This window comes from Paenibacillus cineris, assembly GCF_018333335.1.
GTDB lineage: Bacteria > Bacillota > Bacilli > Paenibacillales > Paenibacillaceae > Paenibacillus_AQ > Paenibacillus_AQ favisporus.
Map to the genome: position 1 here is coordinate 178,264 of NZ_BORU01000002.1, position 17,108 is coordinate 195,371.

The 17,108-nt window shown below is 54.9% G+C and carries 12 protein-coding genes and 1 pseudogene; 11 read left to right on the plus strand and 2 right to left on the minus strand.

Annotation, left to right across the window (positions count from 1 at the left end; genetic code table 11):
• Positions 1-26 precede the first annotated feature (26 nt).
• Complete coding sequence (locus tag KI379_RS21730; RefSeq protein ID WP_212984896.1) at positions 27-1,325, plus strand: alpha-glucosidase/alpha-galactosidase; 1,299 nt, start codon at positions 27-29, stop codon at positions 1,323-1,325.
• 144 nt (positions 1,326-1,469) lie between these two features.
• Here KI379_RS21730 and KI379_RS21735 read toward each other — a convergent pair whose 3' ends face one another.
• Complete coding sequence (locus KI379_RS21735) at positions 1,470-1,637, minus strand: hypothetical protein (RefSeq protein WP_163880096.1); 168 nt, start codon at positions 1,635-1,637, stop codon at positions 1,470-1,472.
• 308 nt (positions 1,638-1,945) lie between these two features.
• Between KI379_RS21735 and KI379_RS21740 the strand changes: the two genes are divergently transcribed.
• From KI379_RS21740 to KI379_RS21760, 5 genes are all read left to right on the plus strand, one after another.
• Positions 1,946-2,308 (plus strand): RsiV family protein, encoded by a 363-nt coding sequence (locus KI379_RS21740; protein ID WP_212984897.1) that lies wholly within the window; start codon positions 1,946-1,948, stop codon positions 2,306-2,308.
• Between the two features lie 175 nt (positions 2,309-2,483).
• A complete protein-coding gene (locus KI379_RS21745) occupies positions 2,484-4,442 on the plus strand; it encodes an acyltransferase family protein (protein WP_373309602.1) in 1,959 nt (652 codons plus the stop codon).
• A 119-nt stretch (positions 4,443-4,561) separates the two neighbouring features.
• Positions 4,562-5,068, plus strand: coding sequence for an RNA polymerase sigma factor (locus KI379_RS21750; protein ID WP_373309603.1), 507 nt, complete (start codon positions 4,562-4,564; stop codon positions 5,066-5,068).
• Position 5,069: 1 nt separating this feature from the next.
• Positions 5,070-5,960, plus strand: a complete 891-nt coding sequence (locus tag KI379_RS21755; protein ID WP_212984898.1) for a DUF3298 domain-containing protein — start codon at positions 5,070-5,072, stop codon at positions 5,958-5,960.
• Between the two features lie 458 nt (positions 5,961-6,418).
• A complete protein-coding gene (locus KI379_RS21760; RefSeq protein WP_244879399.1) occupies positions 6,419-10,264 on the plus strand; it encodes a discoidin domain-containing protein in 3,846 nt (1,281 codons plus the stop codon).
• Between the two features lie 318 nt (positions 10,265-10,582).
• On the opposite strand, the pseudogene KI379_RS21765 reads toward KI379_RS21760, so the two are convergent.
• A pseudogene (locus KI379_RS21765) lies at positions 10,583-11,823 on the minus strand (MFS transporter).
• Positions 11,824-11,939: 116 nt separating this feature from the next.
• Between KI379_RS21765 and KI379_RS21770 the strand changes: the two are divergent.
• The 5 genes from KI379_RS21770 to KI379_RS21790 all read left to right on the plus strand — a co-directional run bounded on the left by KI379_RS21770 (position 11,940) and on the right by KI379_RS21790 (position 17,026).
• Positions 11,940-12,749 (plus strand): AraC family transcriptional regulator, encoded by an 810-nt coding sequence (locus KI379_RS21770; RefSeq protein WP_212984899.1) that lies wholly within the window; start codon positions 11,940-11,942, stop codon positions 12,747-12,749.
• A 168-nt stretch (positions 12,750-12,917) separates the two neighbouring features.
• Positions 12,918-13,700, plus strand: coding sequence for a TrmB family transcriptional regulator (locus KI379_RS21775; protein WP_089549297.1), 783 nt, complete (start codon positions 12,918-12,920; stop codon positions 13,698-13,700).
• Between the two features lie 91 nt (positions 13,701-13,791).
• Positions 13,792-14,592 (plus strand): inositol monophosphatase family protein, encoded by an 801-nt coding sequence (locus KI379_RS21780; RefSeq protein WP_212984900.1) that lies wholly within the window; start codon positions 13,792-13,794, stop codon positions 14,590-14,592.
• 93 nt (positions 14,593-14,685) lie between these two features.
• Positions 14,686-15,594 (plus strand): phosphotransferase family protein, encoded by a 909-nt coding sequence (locus tag KI379_RS21785; protein WP_212984901.1) that lies wholly within the window; start codon positions 14,686-14,688, stop codon positions 15,592-15,594.
• A 202-nt stretch (positions 15,595-15,796) separates the two neighbouring features.
• Positions 15,797-17,026 (plus strand): glycosyl hydrolase family 8, encoded by a 1,230-nt coding sequence (locus tag KI379_RS21790; protein ID WP_076173043.1) that lies wholly within the window; start codon positions 15,797-15,799, stop codon positions 17,024-17,026.
• The last annotated feature ends 82 nt before the right edge of the window (positions 17,027-17,108 follow it).

Sequence of the window (17,108 nt, forward strand, 5' to 3'; positions counted from 1 at the left end):
ACATTTACGGGAGGGATTGAATCAATATGGCCAAAATTACGTTTATCGGTGCAGGCAGTACGGTATTTGTAAAAAACGTGCTTGGAGACGTCATGTCAACTCCGGCGCTGCAGGGGTTTGAGCTGGCCCTTTTCGATATCGACATGGAGCGGCTGAACGATTCGGAACGGCTTCTGAACAGCATCAAGGAGACGCTGGGCAGCACATGCCAGATCAAGGCGTACACGGACCGTAAAGAGGCGCTGCGCGGCGCCAAATATGTCATTAACGCGATCCAGGTAGGCGGGTACGACCCTTGTACGATCACCGATTTTGAGGTGCCGAAGAAATACGGCCTGCGCCAAACGATTGCCGATTCTCTGGGCATCGGCGGGATTTTCCGCAACCTGCGCACGATTCCGGTCATGCTGGACTTTGCGAAGGATATTCAGGAAGTCTGTCCGGACGCCTGGTTCCTCAATTACACGAATCCGATGGCGGTGCTGACCAACGTCATGAACACCGTGGGCGGTGTGAAAACGGTCGGTCTGTGCCACAGCGTGCAGCACTGCGTATCCGACCTGTTCAGAACACTCGAAATGGATCCGACCGGCGTAGAATCCAAAATCGCGGGCATCAACCATATGGCCTGGCTGCTCGAGGTCAAGAAGGACGGGGTGGACCTGTACCCCGAAATCAAGCGCCGTGCCGCCGAGAAGCAGAAGGAAAAGCATCATGACATGGTGCGCTTCGAACTGATGCTGCGTTTTGGCTACTATGTTACGGAATCATCCGAGCATAATGCCGAATACCATCCTTATTTCATCAAACGAAATTATCCCGAACTCATCGAAAGATACAACATTCCGCTCGACGAATACCTGCGCCGCTGCGTTAACCAGATCAACGGATGGAAGGAAATGCGCGAGAAGCTGTTTGCGAGCGAAAGCATCGGGCACAGCCGTTCCAAGGAGTATGCATCCTACATCATGGAAGCGATGGAGACGAACCAGCCGTTCAAAATTGGCGGCAACGTCATGAACACCGACCTGATCACGAACCTGCCGAAGGAAGCCTGCGTCGAAGTGCCATGCCTGGTGGATGCCTCCGGCGTGACTCCGACGTACGTGGGCGATCTGCCGCCGCAGCTGGCCGCGCTGAACCGGACGAACATCAATACGCAGCTGCTCACCGTGGAAGCGGCCGTCACCGGGAAAAAAGAGCACATTTACCATGCGGCCATGCTCGATCCGCACACATCCGCGGAGCTGTCCATCGACGATATCGTGGCGCTGTGCGACGATCTCATCGAGGCGCACGGCAGCTGGCTGCCTGAATTCAAATAAGGGCATCGCTGTGAAGTAAAAAATGAACGGGCTTACCTCTCTCTGCTGCTTCGAGGCAGAGACGGGGTAAGCCCGTTTTTGCATTCCTTCCGGTAGTCCGGGTGTCCGTCAGGCCCGGCGTTTCCGACCAATTCGTTCCGTACATCAAAACAGCCATACCAGCAGGATGATCACGGCCACAATGGCTAGACCTATCAGCAGATTGACCAGGTTCCAGAGAAATCCGCGGCCGGCACCTTGATTTACCTTTTCATCGTGGCGCTTCTTGTGAACGTCGGGGTCATACTGTCCGGGAGGGTTACGAAAATCCATAGCCATTCTCCTTTCGGTTGGAGATGATCCGGCCCTTGTTAGTGCCTGGCTCAGGCGACGGGAAGGGATATCCGGCATTTTTTCAATCGGTTGTTATTTATTATAACGTTTCCGGATACCGTTTTGTTGGAAGATTTTCTAACTCCTGGGTTATTTGGCTGTGCGCGGTGTCCTATATTTTATGCTGCACAAACTTTTTGCCTCCCTTTCTGCGTCTAGCTGGTGTCTCGGCAAAAACACTTTAAGAGAGAAGAGGTTGAAAGATATGAAAAAGAAGAACATTTGGCACCGGATGGCGTTTCCTCTATTTGAAGTCGGATGGAACCGGCAGCCCGGCTGTGATGATCTCGCTTGAGGTCATTACTGAGGGCAGTACGGGCGGGACGAACATGCCCCGAATCGATACGTACAACGTGTCTAATTCGGCTGCAGCCTCACGCGTAACGCTGTCCGGCCTCCTAGGGGAAGGTTACAAGGACCGGCTTGACGCGGACATTCTCGCCCATATGAAGAAAGAACCGGAGAATTACTTTCTGAAGGATTACAAAGGGACTCTTCAAGAGCAAACATTCTATATCGAGAATGGTGAGCTGGTGATTGTGTTTCCGAAATACAGCATCGCACCGGGTTACGTCGGTTCGCCGGAATTCCGTTTCAACCTGAAAGGGTAATCCGTTCATGAAGCAATAAAATAATGTATAACCAGAGTTTAAAAGGCATCCCGGGAGCATCCGGAGGTGCCTTTTTTGGCTTATTTATATCTCCAATAAGTGAAAACAACTTTATCCGCCCGTTACAACGTCTTGCCTATACATCAAAGAAAACGAGGTTAGGGTGAATTTTCAAATGAACGACAACATCAGGCTGCGCAGAAGTATAAATTCACGGGGAACGGCTGGTGAAATGCCGGAAGCGGAGAAACGGTATATACCCGGACTCGACGGGCTCAGGGCCGTATCCGTCCTTGCTGTGTTGGCGTATCACCTGAATGCGAAATGGGTGCAGGGAGGGCTGATCGGCGTTGGCATCTTTTTCGTCATCTCCGGTTATCTCATTACGGACCAGATCATTCAGGAGTGGAAAAGGGAGGGAAGGCTGAATCTGCTCCGCTTCTGGACACGCAGAGCCCGCAGATTGCTGCCTGCCATGCTGGCCATGCTATTGTTCGTTGCCCTATGGCTGTTACGGATTGAGCCCGGCAGACTGCAGGCTCTGCGGGGAGCTTTTCTATCATCACTATTTTATGTGAATAATTGGTGGCTCATCTATCATAAAGTATCCTACTTCGAAAGTTTTGGGCCGCCTTCGCCAATCGGGCATTTGTGGTCGCTGTCCATTGAAGAACAATTCTACTTGATTTGGCCGCTGCTGCTGGTTATCGGTTTGAAAGTTTTTCCCCGACGCGGCAAATTGGCGCTTATCATTTTCGGGCTGGCTGCCATCTCTGCGCTCAGCATGGCGATCATCTATGTGCCGGGCACGGACCCAAGCCGGGTCTATTATGGCACGGATACCCGGGCTTTCGCGCTCTTGGTCGGAGCTGCTTTGGCTGTCGTATGGCCAAGCGGGAAGCTGAAGGGTCAGGTATCGTCACGATCTCGCGGCCTGCTGGATTTGATTGGAGTTGTGGGGCTTACCGTTCTTCTCATTCTCATCTGCCGGACAAATGAATATGATGACTTCCTTTACCGGGGAGGGTTCCTGGTCATATCGCTCCTGTCCGCGGTTGTCATCGCCGTGCTTGCCCATCCTGCCGGCCGGATTGGCCAGTGGATGGGCTGCAAGGGTCTGCGCTGGATCGGGGTCCGGTCTTACAGTCTGTATATTTGGCATTATCCAGTTATTATCCTGACAAACCCGAGTGTCCAGACGGAAGGGACAAGCCTGCCGCGCATCCTGCTCCAGCTGTCCGCCAGCTTTCTATTAGCGGCATGCTCCTATCAATATATCGAAGAGCCATTACGTAGAGGAGGATTCAGCGTGAAAAGAAATCGATCGTTTTTCGCCGGAAAGGGAGCTATTCGCCCCATCTTGCTAAGTGCCCTTATTCCCGTGATTCTGATAACGGCCGCCTGCAGTCACTACATATGGAACAAGCCTGAGCCGGCTGTGAAGGTCGTCGAAGCCGGGGGAACAATGGCCCAGCCGGTGGAGCATACATATGAGTCCGATGAAGAAGAGACGGATGAGAACAAGAATCAAAAGGCCGACAACGAGCCGATCTCGCCGAATAACTCGGCGGATAAGCCGATTCCGGCCCCTGGGGCCAAAGAACAAAACGGGCAGCTGGCTGCAGCCGCAACCAAGAGCACTGATCCGCTGGTGCCTTCCGGCAAAGGCGTTAGCGCCATCGGCGATTCCGTCATGCTGGACGCTGCGCCTTTCCTGGAAAAGATGCTTCCCGGTATCGTCGTGGACGGCAAGGTCGGCCGGCAAATGCGCCAGGCAGGGGATACGATCGACCGGTTGAAAGCCCAGGGGCGGCTCGGCGACCGGATTATCATCGAGCTCGGCACCAACGGTCCTTTTAACAAAAAGCAATTAAGATCCCTGCTGAAGTCACTGGGCGCGGACAAGCGGATCCTGTTGGTGAATACACGTGTTCCGCGCCAGTGGCAGGATACCGTAAACAGGGACATAGCAGAAGTTGCCAATGAATTCGGCAATGCCGCAGTAGTAGACTGGTATTCGGCCAGCGAAGGCAAAGAGGGCTTCTTTTCCCGGGATGGCGTGCATTTGAACCGCAGCGGAGCGGAATTCTACGCTTTCCTGCTTGTAAAGGCCCTTACGGCATACAACGAATAATTTATGAATGCTGCCGCCAAAACTTTTTGCTTCCCTTCGCTCGTCTTGTTTCTGTGAAGCGATCAGAAGCAAAGCTGTCCGGGTCAGCCGGTGATTAAACATAAGAAGGGTAATACGACATGCTGAAAAGGAAAAAGGAAAAAGTGCTGACGCAGTGCATTAAAGAGCATCAGGCGAATGTGTACAGGCTCGCGTTCAGTTACGTGAAAAATAAGGAGGATGCGCTGGATATCGTGCAGGACTCCATTTATAAAGCGATGACGCACATCGAAGGGTTAAAGGATCCCGACGCCGTCAAAAGCTGGTTCTACCGCATTGTGGTCCACACCGCACTGGACTTTCTACGCAGGAACAAAAGGGTTCAGGCGATGGACCATGAAATGATCGAGGTACATGCCCCAGGTGTGGAGGATGAGTATACGAATTTCGATTTGATGAGAGTGCTCGAGGAGCTGCCCGAGAAATACCGGACCGTGGTCGTGCTGAGATATTTGGAGGATATGAAAATCGATGAAGTAGCCGCGGTTCTGGGGGAAAATGTGAATACGATCAAAACGAGGCTGTACCAAGCGCTTCGGATCATGCGAATGAAGACAGGTGTTGAACCTTTAAAGGAGATTAAATGAGATGAACAACCATATGGAACGGCTGCGAACAGAGTATCAGAATACACCGGTTCCGGAAGAGCTGGATCGGATCGTGGATCAGGCGATAGCCAAATCTTTGCACAGCAGCAGACGCAAACGCGTTAAATATACATGGGCTGCCGGAGCTTGCGCGGTGGTGCTCCTTTTTCTGGCGACCATCAACGCCAGTCCGGCGGTGGCCAATGCGTTATCAGCCATCCCTGGCGTAGACCGGATCATCAAAGTGCTGACATGGAAGGAATATGCCGTCGATGAACCCGGGGGCTATCATGCCAACATCAAGGTACCGGCCGTCACCAATCTGGACAATCAGCCGCTGGAACAGGGGTTGAATGAAAAGTATTTGAAAGAAAACAAAGCGCTCTACGACAAGTTCATGGCGGAGATAGAAGCGTTGAAGCAGCAAGGCGGCGGCCACCTGGGCTTAGATGCCGGCTACAAGATCAAGACGGACAATAATGATATCCTGTCTATCGAACGTTATGTCGACGAAAGCAGAGGCTCGACGTCCGAGAAATTGGAGCTGGACACGATTGATAAAAAGAACGAAATTCTCATTACGCTGCCAATGCTGTTTAAAGACGATCGATACATTCAGTTGATCAGCGACAACATCAAGGAGCAAATGAAACAGCAGATGAAGACGGATGCGGACAAATTCTATTGGGTATCGGGGTCTGCGGAGGTTTTGCCGACCGACGAATTCCGGGCAATCCAAAAGGACCACAGCTTCTATATCAACAACGACGGCAAGCTCGTCATCGTGTTCAACAAATATGAAGTAGCGCCGGGATATATGGGCTCTCCCGAGTTCATCATTCCGACCGAGGTGATTTCAGACGCTTTGGTAAGCCGCAAGTATATCAAGTAATGCGAAGACCGGTAAAGGGACGCCTTTTACCGGTCTTTATGTTTCCCGTACGGTTGAATTCACCAAAATCATAGGAACAGACACAAAAAGCTTACAAACACGCATCGTCATACGTAAGATTTTTCCAGTATAGTGAATGCGTAACTTGACATCTCCTTCCCAGAAACACAAATCCGGCACCAAGGCCCGGCCACAGACCCAACCATTTGTAGCGGTGGACTCTGCAAGCAAATCAAAACCCCTTCGCATTTCCAACAATTCGTCCCAGCCTGTCTGCCCATACCATCCCATCCCGAGAAGGGCGTCTGAACAAACGCCAATATCCGTTCACGCTGCTAAGGAGGTGAGCTCCAGAAATTACCGGGTTCCCAGAAAATTGAAAGCGGTTTATTTTTAAAGACGGGGCAGTTCCTGTCGCAGGTAGTCCAGGTCCAAGTACCCCATTCAGGAGGATGATTATGACGGCTCACCATTTTCAGGCTTTACGGAAAACGGCGGCTCTGTATGCGCTGATCTTCGTGTTTCTCATTTCGCAGTTTTTTTATGCCCCGTCTTGGAGTTTTGCAGAACCCGCGGGGGTTGTACCTGCCTCCGGGAGCCAGCAGCCGGGCGGTAATGACACTTCGGATCCGGCCGGCGGTAAAGGCCAGGCTGATTCTTCGGGTGAGGCTGCAGGCTCCGCACACGCGGGCAATCCGGCCGATGGAGCTGCGGATACGGCGGATGGAAGCTCCGCCGGCGGGCTGAAGTCCCCAGAGCCTGCAGCCGAGGCAGAGGGCGCCGCTGCGGCCGCCGAGCCGGGCAATTTGGCGGCGGGCAAGAGCATGAGCGCGAGCTCTTCTAACCAGACCTACGCGCCGGCGAATGCGGGCGACTCCAATCAGGCTACATACTGGGAGAGCAATAATAACGCTTTTCCGCAGTGGCTTCAGGTTGACCTTGGCGGGTCCTACAATGTTAACAAAGTGGTCCTGAAGCTTCCGGTCAGCGGCTGGGAGAAGAGAACCCAAACGTTGTCGGTCCAGGGCAGCGCGGACGGGGCAAACTTTACGAATTTGGCCGCCTCGCAGAGCTACACCTTCGATCCGGCCGGCAACAATACGTTGACGGTCAGCTTTACCGCAGCTCCAGCCAGATACGTCAGGCTGGTCTTTACGGCAAACACGGGCTGGCCTGCTGGGCAGATTTCCGAGTTTGAGGTGTACGGCTCCGCCGCTGGTGGCGACACGCAGGCCCCGTCTGCCCCGGGAAACCTGGCCTTTACCGAGCCGGCTTCCGGACAGATCAAGCTGACGTGGACCGCTTCCACGGACAATGTGGGCGTAAGCGGATATGATATCTACGCGAATAACGCCTTGCGTGCGAGCGTTGCCGGCAGTGCTCTGACGTATACCGACAACCAGCCGGCATCGGCCACCGTCTCCTATTACGTCAAAGCCAAGGATGCGGCGGGCAACGTATCCGCCGCCAGCAACACCGTGACCCGAACCGGCACGGGCGGGGGCACGGGCACGAATCTGGCGCTGAACAAGCCGATCACCGCTTCCTCGAACGAATACATTTACGTGCCGGCCAATGCCAATGACGGCAGCCTGACCACCTATTGGGAAGGAGCTGCCAATGCGTACCCGAATACGCTGTCGCTCAGCCTGGGCGCGAATGCGAATATTTCGTCCATCGTGCTGAAGCTGAATCCGGACAGCGCTTGGGGACCACGCACCCAAACGCTTCAGGTGCTGGGCCATGACCAGAATTCGACCAGCTTCACGAATTTGGTCTCCTCTGCGCAGTACAGCTTCAGCCCGGCGTCCGGCAACACCGTGACGATTCCGGTGACGGCTACCGCCAGCGATATCCAGCTGAAATTCACCGCCAACTCGGGTTCGACCGGCGGCCAAGTGGCGGAGCTGCAGGTCATCGGAACGCCCGCTCCGAATCCGGACCTGACGATCACGGGCATGTCCTGGACGCCGGCATCTCCGGTAGAGACCGATGCGGTCACGCTGACGTCCACGGTCAAAAACGTGGGGACGGTTTCCTCCGGAGCAACGACGGTGAACTTTTACCTCGGCACGACCAAAGTTGGTTCCGCACCGGTGGGCGCTTTGGCGGCAGGAGCTTCCACGAACGTAACCCTGTCCATTGGCGCCAAAGACGCCGGGAGCTACCAACTGACCTCCAAGGTGGATGAAGATAAGTCGGTCATCGAGCAAAACGAAGACAATAACGCCTTCACCAACCCGTCGCCGCTGGTGATTGCACCGGTATCGAGCTCCGATCTGGTAGCTTCTTCGGTGACCTGGACGCCGGGCAACCCTTCGGCCGGCAACACGGTGAACTTTACGGTGACGGTTAAAAATCAAGGAACGGCCGCCTCGGCGGGAGGCGCTCATCATATCAAGCTGACATTAACCGATGCGACGACCGGCGCGGTGATCAAATCCTTGACGGGCTCGGTTAGCGGCGTCATCGCCAGCGGGGCTTCAGCTGCACCGGTCAGCTTAGGCAGCTGGACAGCGGCGAACGGAAAGTATAACGTCAAGACGGAAATCGCCGTTGACGGCAACGAACTGCCGGTGAAGCAGGGCAACAACGTCACAACGCAGTCCTTCTTTGTCGGCCGCGGCGCGAACATGCCGTACGACATGTATGAGGCCGAAGACGGCGTTATTGGAGGTGGTGCGGCGATCGTCGGTCCGAACCGGAACATCGGCGACCTCGCCGGCGAGGCTTCGGGACGTAAAGCCGTGACGTTAAACAGCACGGGCAGCTACGTTGAGTTCACGACCAAAGCCAATACGAACACGCTGGTGACCCGGTTCTCCATTCCGGATGCACCCGGGGGCGGTGGTATCGATGCGACGCTGAACGTGTACGTCAACGGCACTTTCGCCAAGACGATCAATCTGACGTCGCGCTACGCCTGGCTTTACGGAGACGAAGCGAACCCGAGCAACAGCCCGGGAGCCGGTGCGCCAAGGCATATTTATGACGAGGCCAATATTATGTTCGACAGCACCATCCCGAAAGGCAGCACGATCCGGCTCCAGAAGGATGCGGCCAATACAACGAACTATGCGATCGATTTCGTCAGCCTGGAGCAGGTTGCGCCGATTCCGAATCCAGATCCGGCCAAATACGCGGTGCCGGCCGGCTTCACGCATCAGGACGTGCAGAATGCGCTGGATAAAGTGCGAATGGATACGACAGGCAATCTGGTTGGAGTATACCTGCCGCCGGGAACGTATCAGACCTCGAACAAATTCCAGGTCTACGGCAAGCCAATTAAAATCGTCGGCGCCGGCCCATGGTACACACGCTTCGTGGCCCCGGCGAACCAATCCAACACAGATGTCGGATTTACGGCCAACTCCACGGCGAACGGCTCCACGTTCGCGAACTTTGCCTACTTCGGCAACTATACCTCACGTATCGACGGTCCAGGCAAGGTGTTCGACTTCTCGAACGTGGCGAACATGACGATCGACAACATCTGGACGGAGCATCAGGTGTGCATGTATTGGGGAGCCAACACCGATTATATGACGATTACCAATTCGCGCATCCGCAACACGTTTGCCGACGGCATCAACATGACCAACGGCAGCACGAACAATCTGGTGCGCAACGTCGAAGCGCGGGCTACCGGCGACGACAGCTTCGCGCTGTTCTCGGCGATCGACGCGGGCGGGGCGGACGAAAAGGACAACGTCTATGAAAACCTGACTTCGCTCTTGACCTGGCGTGCCGCCGGCCTCGCCGTCTACGGCGGATACGGCAACACTTTCCGCAACATTTACATTGCCGATACGCTGTGCTACTCGGGCGTGACGATCAGCTCGCTGGACTTCGGCTACCCGATGAACGGCTTCGGCGCATCACCGACAACCAATTTCGAGAATATATCGATCGTCCGGGCCGGCGGGCACTTCTGGGGCCAGCAGACCTTCCCGGCGATGTGGCTGTTCTCGGCATCGAAAGTGTTCCAGGGCATTCGGGTAAGCGACTTGGACATTGTGGACCCGACTTATCACGGCATTATGTTCCAGACCAACTATTTTAACGGACAGCCGCAAAATCCAATCAAGGACACCATTTTCACGAACGTTACGATTTCCGGCGCACAGAAGAGCGGCGATGCATTTGACGCCAAGTCGGGCTTTGGGATCTGGGCCAACGAAATGCCTGAGCCCAACCAGGGGCCGGCGGTCGGATCGGTGACCTTCAACAATCTGAAAATTGTGAACACGGCCACGCCGATCAAAAACAATACGTCGACCTTTACCATTAACGTGAATCCTTGATATCAAACGTTATATAAGTTGAAAAATTGAATTGGATGATGGGGCAGGTACGTAATGCCCTACGATCAATTTGTTTTCGGATTTCCTGATTTTGATTTGATTGAACCCGTGCAAGGTAGAAATCCGAAAGCCAAATACTCCCTTGCTTAGTTCAATCCTATATAGCCAGTAAAAAGGACGTACAGCCCCATCCCGTTTCTTTGGGAATGGGGCCGTACGTCCTTTGCTGATTTTGTTAAGTAATAAAGAGCATGTCAGTATCAGTGACTTTGCTTCCTTATATCGCAAGAAAAATCTCCGTTAAGTGCGTATATCACCTCATGCCGAAGCTGAGCTGCTGCTGGCTTTACCGGCTGCGCCCATGATCACCGAGTCTTTAGGCAGAAGCAGCGCGAACAGGCCGAGCAGCGGGAGAAAAGCGCATACCTGTGTCATCAGCGCTACCCCGTGTGAGTCCATCAGCCAGCCCATGATGACCGAACCCAAGCCGCCCATGCCGAAGGCCAGTCCGAAGAACAGCCCGGAAACGGTTCCCACGTGTCCCGGCAGCATCTCCTGTGCATACACGATAATGACCGAGAAGCCGGACATCAGGATCAGGCCGATAGCCGCGCAGAGGATCACCGACCCGATCGGCCCGGCATAGGGCAGCAGGAGGGAGAACGGGGACGTGCCGAGGATGGAGAACCAGATAATTTTTTGACGCCCGAACCGGTCCGCCAGCGGACCGCCCAGGAACGTACCGGCCATGCCGGCGAACTGCAGGGCAAAAATACTCAGCTGCGCGCTGGTTAGCGGAAGGTGGTATTGATCCATGTAATAGAAGGCGTAATAACCGGTCATGCTGGCGAGATATACGAACTTGGAAAACAGCATGAGGATCAAGATCGCGAGCACATACACAATAAACCGCTTGCTGAACCGGCTAGGCTCCTGGTGATGGGTACGGTTTGCGGTCCGGGCGGGACGGGTCTGCCGGCTGTACCAGCGGCTGACGCCGAGCTGCAGCGCGATGCCGAGTCCGGCCAGCACGATAAACCATAGAAAACCGAGCTGTCCCTGCGGGCTGATGATGAACGCGGCCATCAGCGGAGCAAACGCCTGGCCGGTGTTGCCCCCGACCTGGAATACGGACTGCGCCAGTCCTTTCCGCCGGTTCATGGCCAGGTGGGCGACCCGGGACGACTCGGGATGGAGCACCGAGGAACCGATCCCGATCAGGGCCGCCGACAGCAGCAGGTACCAAAACGATGGTGCCAGGGCTAAACCTGCCATACCGAGCAGGGTGAACAACATGCCAAGCGGAAGGAGCAGCGGCAGCGGGCGGCGGTCGGTATAATACCCAATGGCCGGCTGCAGAATGGATGCCGTAATATTGAGCGTGAACGCAACCCAGCCGATCTCGGTATAGCTCAAGTGCATCTGCTGCTGAAAGAGCGGAAACACTGCGGGAACGACGACTGCATCGCATCATTCAGCAGGTGGGCGCAGCTGACGCCGAGCAGAACGGCCAAAGCCGTATTTTTCGCCGTATCCACGGTCATTTCAGATTGTGACATTTCTCCACATCCTCTTTTTTTCTACCCATCATAGCGGATCGAACACGCAGCTGTCGCAGCGAAAATTGCCTTTTGGACAGAGCACGATATGCTATACTGAAGCGGGGTGAGGGTACATGAGAATGCAGATCGTAATGCCGCAGCTGGAGGTTCACCGCTTCTCCAGCCCGTTCGAAAATACACCGCATAAGCACGACGATCAATACCAGATTACGATTCCGCTTCAAGGGACCTGCCATTTTACGCATGAGCATAAACAGCTGGCGCTCCCTCCCGGCGAAGGAATCTTGCTGCAGCCTAGTGACCGGCATTCGTTCTACATCGGCGACGGCACGGGCGTGGTGGTGATCCGGATCCGGCCGGAGAGCTTGTACCCGGGTGATTCCTCGGTTTACAGTGAGCCCCGGCACAGAAAGCAGTTCGACGTGAGCCGGGTATCGAGGGTGTTTCGGCAATGGACAGCGGACATGATGGCTCTCGACATGGCTGATCCGCTCGTGGAGGAGGAGCTGGAAGCCCGGATGATCTGCGATCTGCGGGAGCTGATTTGGGAGAGGACCATTCCGGCCGGCCCCAAGATGGTCCATGCTGCCGCCGACCGGCATCTGGCACAGGTGCTCGAATATGTGCATGCGCATTTCACGGAACAGTTGAGCGTCAGCAGCCTCGCAGCGATGGCGATGCAGAGCCGGTACCATTTTATCCGGTCGTTCAAGTCCCTGACGGGCGTGCCTCCGTATCAGTATGTGCTGCAGCTCCGGGTGAGGGAAGCGATGGAACAGCTGAAGACGTCCGCGGACACTGTCACCGTTATCAGTTTCAACCTTGGGTTCTCGAGCACGAGCCAATTTTTCCGGGCCTTTGCCAAGATGACCGGCATGACGCCGGAGCAGTACCGGAAATCGGAAGGACGCCGCTTGATCTAAAAAACTTAAATTGGAGCTGTGAAATCGAACCGTATCCGAGAGGGATGCGGTTTTTTGAGCTTATCATCGAGACGGATTCTCCGTAATATATCGATACACGCTTGACAAGATATCTAAGTAGTATTATAAAATAACACTACAGTATTTTAGCGAAAGGAGGAGCTAAAAATGATCGAACAACTGCGAAGCCTCGGTCTTTCGGATCTGGAAGCGCGCATCTACCTCGTGCTGCACGAAGAGCCCCATTTGTCCGGTTATGAAGTGGCGAAAAGGGTATCGGTATCACGGACGAACGTCTATGCGGCGCTGCGGGTGCTGACCGACAAGGGCTTCTGCCGCTCCATCGAAGCGGATCCGGTGCTGTACGATGCCGTCCCGATCGGGCAGCTCATCCGCATGCTCAAGTCGCAGTTTGAGCAGACGGCGAAGGCGCTTGTGGAAGAGCTGGATGCGCCGCCGAAGGCGGCACCTGCCTTTTACACCTGGAAAGGGGAACAAGCGCTGCAGACCGCCATCCGCCGGCTGATTGCCAATGCGGACAGAAGCGTCGTCGTCGACATCTGGTCGGAGGATGTCCACTGGGTGGAGGAAGCACTGATGGAAGCCCAGCAGCGCGGGATTAACGTCATTCTGATCACGATCGGCGAGGCGGGCACCGGGCTTTCGAACGTCATCGTGCATCAGCGGAGCGAGGAGTGGGCGCAGGTGATCTCGCGCAAATTTTCCGTTCTGTGCGACGGCAGGGCAGCCCTGATCGGCAGCTTCGGCAAATCACTGAAGCTGTCCGCGCTGGAGACAGACCACCCGTCGGTGATCGAGCTGCTGAACAATGCGTTCTTCCACGATGTCATCGCCGACCGGATTGAGCAGGACTTCGGCCGGGAGCTGGAAGAGAAATACGGACGTCACTACGAGCGGATAATCGATCCATATCGCGGGATGCTGGAATAGGAGGCGTCCCCCTTTTTTCGGAGACTCATTAGTAGTATTCGATAATACTATTAGAAAAGCAATTCTCATATCAAAAGGAGATGGATGAAAGATGAAAACAAGTCTGAATGTTGAAGAAATTCGCACTGTTCTTGAAGGGACCGGCGGACAGCTGCTGGTCAAATACGGCCAGGGGCCCGCTCCGGCGGACCGGGAGGCGATGATCGCCCGGTTTGTGGAGGCGAACTCGTGGGCCGAGAAGAACATCCGAAGCATACTCGAATCCCGTTACCCGGATATTCCATGGTCGGAGGCCGAATTGGATGCAGATCAGCAGCGTGAGCCGGAGTTTGGCGGGACTTATTGGGTGCTTGATCCGGTGGATGGCGCGGTGCATCTGCATCAGGGTTTTGCCTTCTGGTCGACCTCGCTGTGCCTGATCGAGGAGGGGCAGCCGGTTTTTGCGGCAGTGTATGATGCGAATCGGCGTGAATTTTTTCATGCGATGCGGGGAAAGGGCGCCTTTCTGAACGGGGAACGGATGGCCGTGGCGCAGAAAACCAAACTTGCCGACGCCCTGCTGGTCACCGCCCCGCCAAACAAGGTGGAGAAGGAGCCCGAGAACGTGCGGCTGACCGCCTGGAGTACCGGGAAGCTCCTCCCGGAGACGACTGCAATCCGTATGCTCGGTTCGGTTGCGCTCCAGATGGCTTATGTGGCCTGCGGGCGGATGGATGCTTATTGGGAGCACGGGCAGGAAGTTTACGACTGGATGGCCGGGGCTCTTCTGATTGAGGAGGCAGGCGGAATCGCAACTGATATGGACGGCAAGCCGTTTGGATGGGGTGCCTCCGGCGTTATTGCGGGGAGCCGGGAACTATGCAGGGGCATTACCGTGGTGCTGGGCTATTAATGCGCTGAGGCTATGCATACCTTTTTAGTACTTGAAGCGGGGGAACATGGCTGGTAGACTGCTTGTAATCTGGTAATTAAAGGAGGAAGCCTCATGACTATTGATCTTCTTGGTGCAGTCCGGTTTATAAACAGCCGTTTTGGCAGCCGGGCCAAGGATATTGCTCCGGTGGGTGCCGGAGACTGGTCAACGGCTTACGGATTCACGCTGGACGGCCAGGAAATGGTGATCCGTTTCGGCGCTCATGTGGAAGATTTTCAAAAAGATCAGGTCATGGGTTCACTCGCCCCGCCAATGGTACCCGTTCCTGAGGTTACCTTGATCGGAGAGACATCCGAAGGTTTTTATGCCGTATCGAGGCGGGTCCGTGGCGGACATCTGGATGAGCTTGATGCTGGGGAAATGCGGCTGATCCTTCCGGGGCTGATTGATGCGCTCTTGGGACTTCAGCAGGTAGATACAGGAAGTATAAGCCATGGTGGAGAGTGGCGTCTCGGGGGCCGTCGCGCAAGCTGGAGTGAGGAGCTGCTGTCCGTGGCCGGACCGAGGGACCGGCTTCCCGGCTGGCGGGAGCGGCTGGATTTATTCCCCGCGGAGTCCAAAATTTTTGATAGCGGTGTCTCGGCTTTACGGCGGCTCGCCCCCCGTCTTCCCGAGTATAGAGGTATCGCTCACTGCGACCTTTTGAACCGGAATGTATTGGTGGACCGCGGCGGGTTGACCGGCATCATCGATTGGGGAAATGCCATTTACGGCGATCCCTTGTATGACATGGCCTGGCTTTTATACTGGTGGCCTTGGTATCCGCAGTGGCAGGAGATCGATCTGCAGCAGGTTCTGAATGATGTTTGGGAGCGGCAGGGAGGCTTTCCTTCGCAGATGGAGGAGCGGCTCCGCTGCTGTTTGCTCCACATTGGCTTAGACCATATCGCCTACTGCGCTTTTAGGCAGCGGACGGAGGATATGCGGCGTAATGCCGTGCAGCTGTTGGATTACATATAAAAATATATTTTACAAATAATTGGAAATCAGGTAGACTAATAGAGAAACTAATATTAAAGCGCTTTAACTTTCGGAGGGGGTGGGACTGCGTTAATCCTGTGATCTGCTGCCCGCGCCGATGGCGTCCCGGGCGGTTACAGCTGAGATGAACCGAGGCATAACCTGTTTCCTAATCTATGAAATTAAAGGAGCGTAATGGGTGATGAAAAGAAATAAGAGATTTTCATTAAGCGGCAAAGCCGTTCTGATTTGTTGTCTCGCTTTTCTGATGGTTCCCGCCGGATTTGCGCTGGCGGCGCCGAACAAGCCTTTCCCTCAGCATACGACTTACACCAGCGGCTCGATCAAGCCGAGTCATGTAACCCAGACCACGATGGACGATGCAGTCAAATCCAAATGGGACAGCTGGAAATCAGCTTACCTGAAGCCGGCCGGGACCGGCAAATATTATGTGAAGTACGATTCAAGCGGCGCGACGGTGTCAGAAGCGCATGGCTACGGCATGCTGCTGACCGTGCTGATGGCCGGATACGACAGCAGCGCGCAGACCTATTTTAACGGACTGTATAAGTACTACACCGAGCATCCCAGCGACAATAATCCGTACTTGATGGCATGGAAACAGAACAGCAGCTTTCAGAATGTTGAAGGAGCCGATTCCGCCACTGACGGCGATATGGACATCGCTTATTCGCTCCTGTTGGCGGACAAGCAGTGGGGCAGCAGCGGCACAGTGAACTACTTGCAGGCAGCCAAAAATATCATCAATGCCATTATGCAAAACGACGTGAACCAGACGCAATGGACCCTCCGGCTTGGCGATTGGGCTACCGACGGTTCCTACGCTACGGCGACCCGTCCTTCAGACTTCATGCTGAACCATCTGAAGGCGTTCCAGCAGGCGACCGGTGATACCCGGTGGACTAAGGTCATTGATAAAACCTACTCCATTATCAATTCGATTTATACAAATTACAGTGCATCGACGGGATTGCTGCCCGACTTTGTCGTCTACTCGGGAGGCGCGTACAAGCCAGCGCCGGCCGACTTCCTGGAAGATACGACCGACGGCTCCTACGCCTATAATTCCTGCCGTACGCCTTGGCGGATTACGACCGATTACCTGATGACCGGCGACAACCGGGCGCTGAATCAGCTGAACCAGATGAACAGCTGGATCAAAGGCAAGGTGAACAGTAACCCGGGCGCCGTCAAGGACGGATACAAGTTGAACGGAAGCGTCATCGGTTCGTATAACAGCGGCGCCTTTTTCGCCCCGTTCGGCGTCAGCGCCATGACTTCCTCGTCGAACCAAACCTGGCTGAACTCCGTGTGGACGTATACGGCCGGAAGCTCAAGCGAAGGATACTATGAAGACAGCATCAAGCTGTTCTCGCTCCTTGTGATGTCCGGCAACTGGTGGGCGTATTGATTTCTGGGGAAGCCTGTCTATGGGAAAATAAATTAACAGCCCCGGCCGCAATTGGGCCGGGGCTGTTTGGCTATCCCCAAGT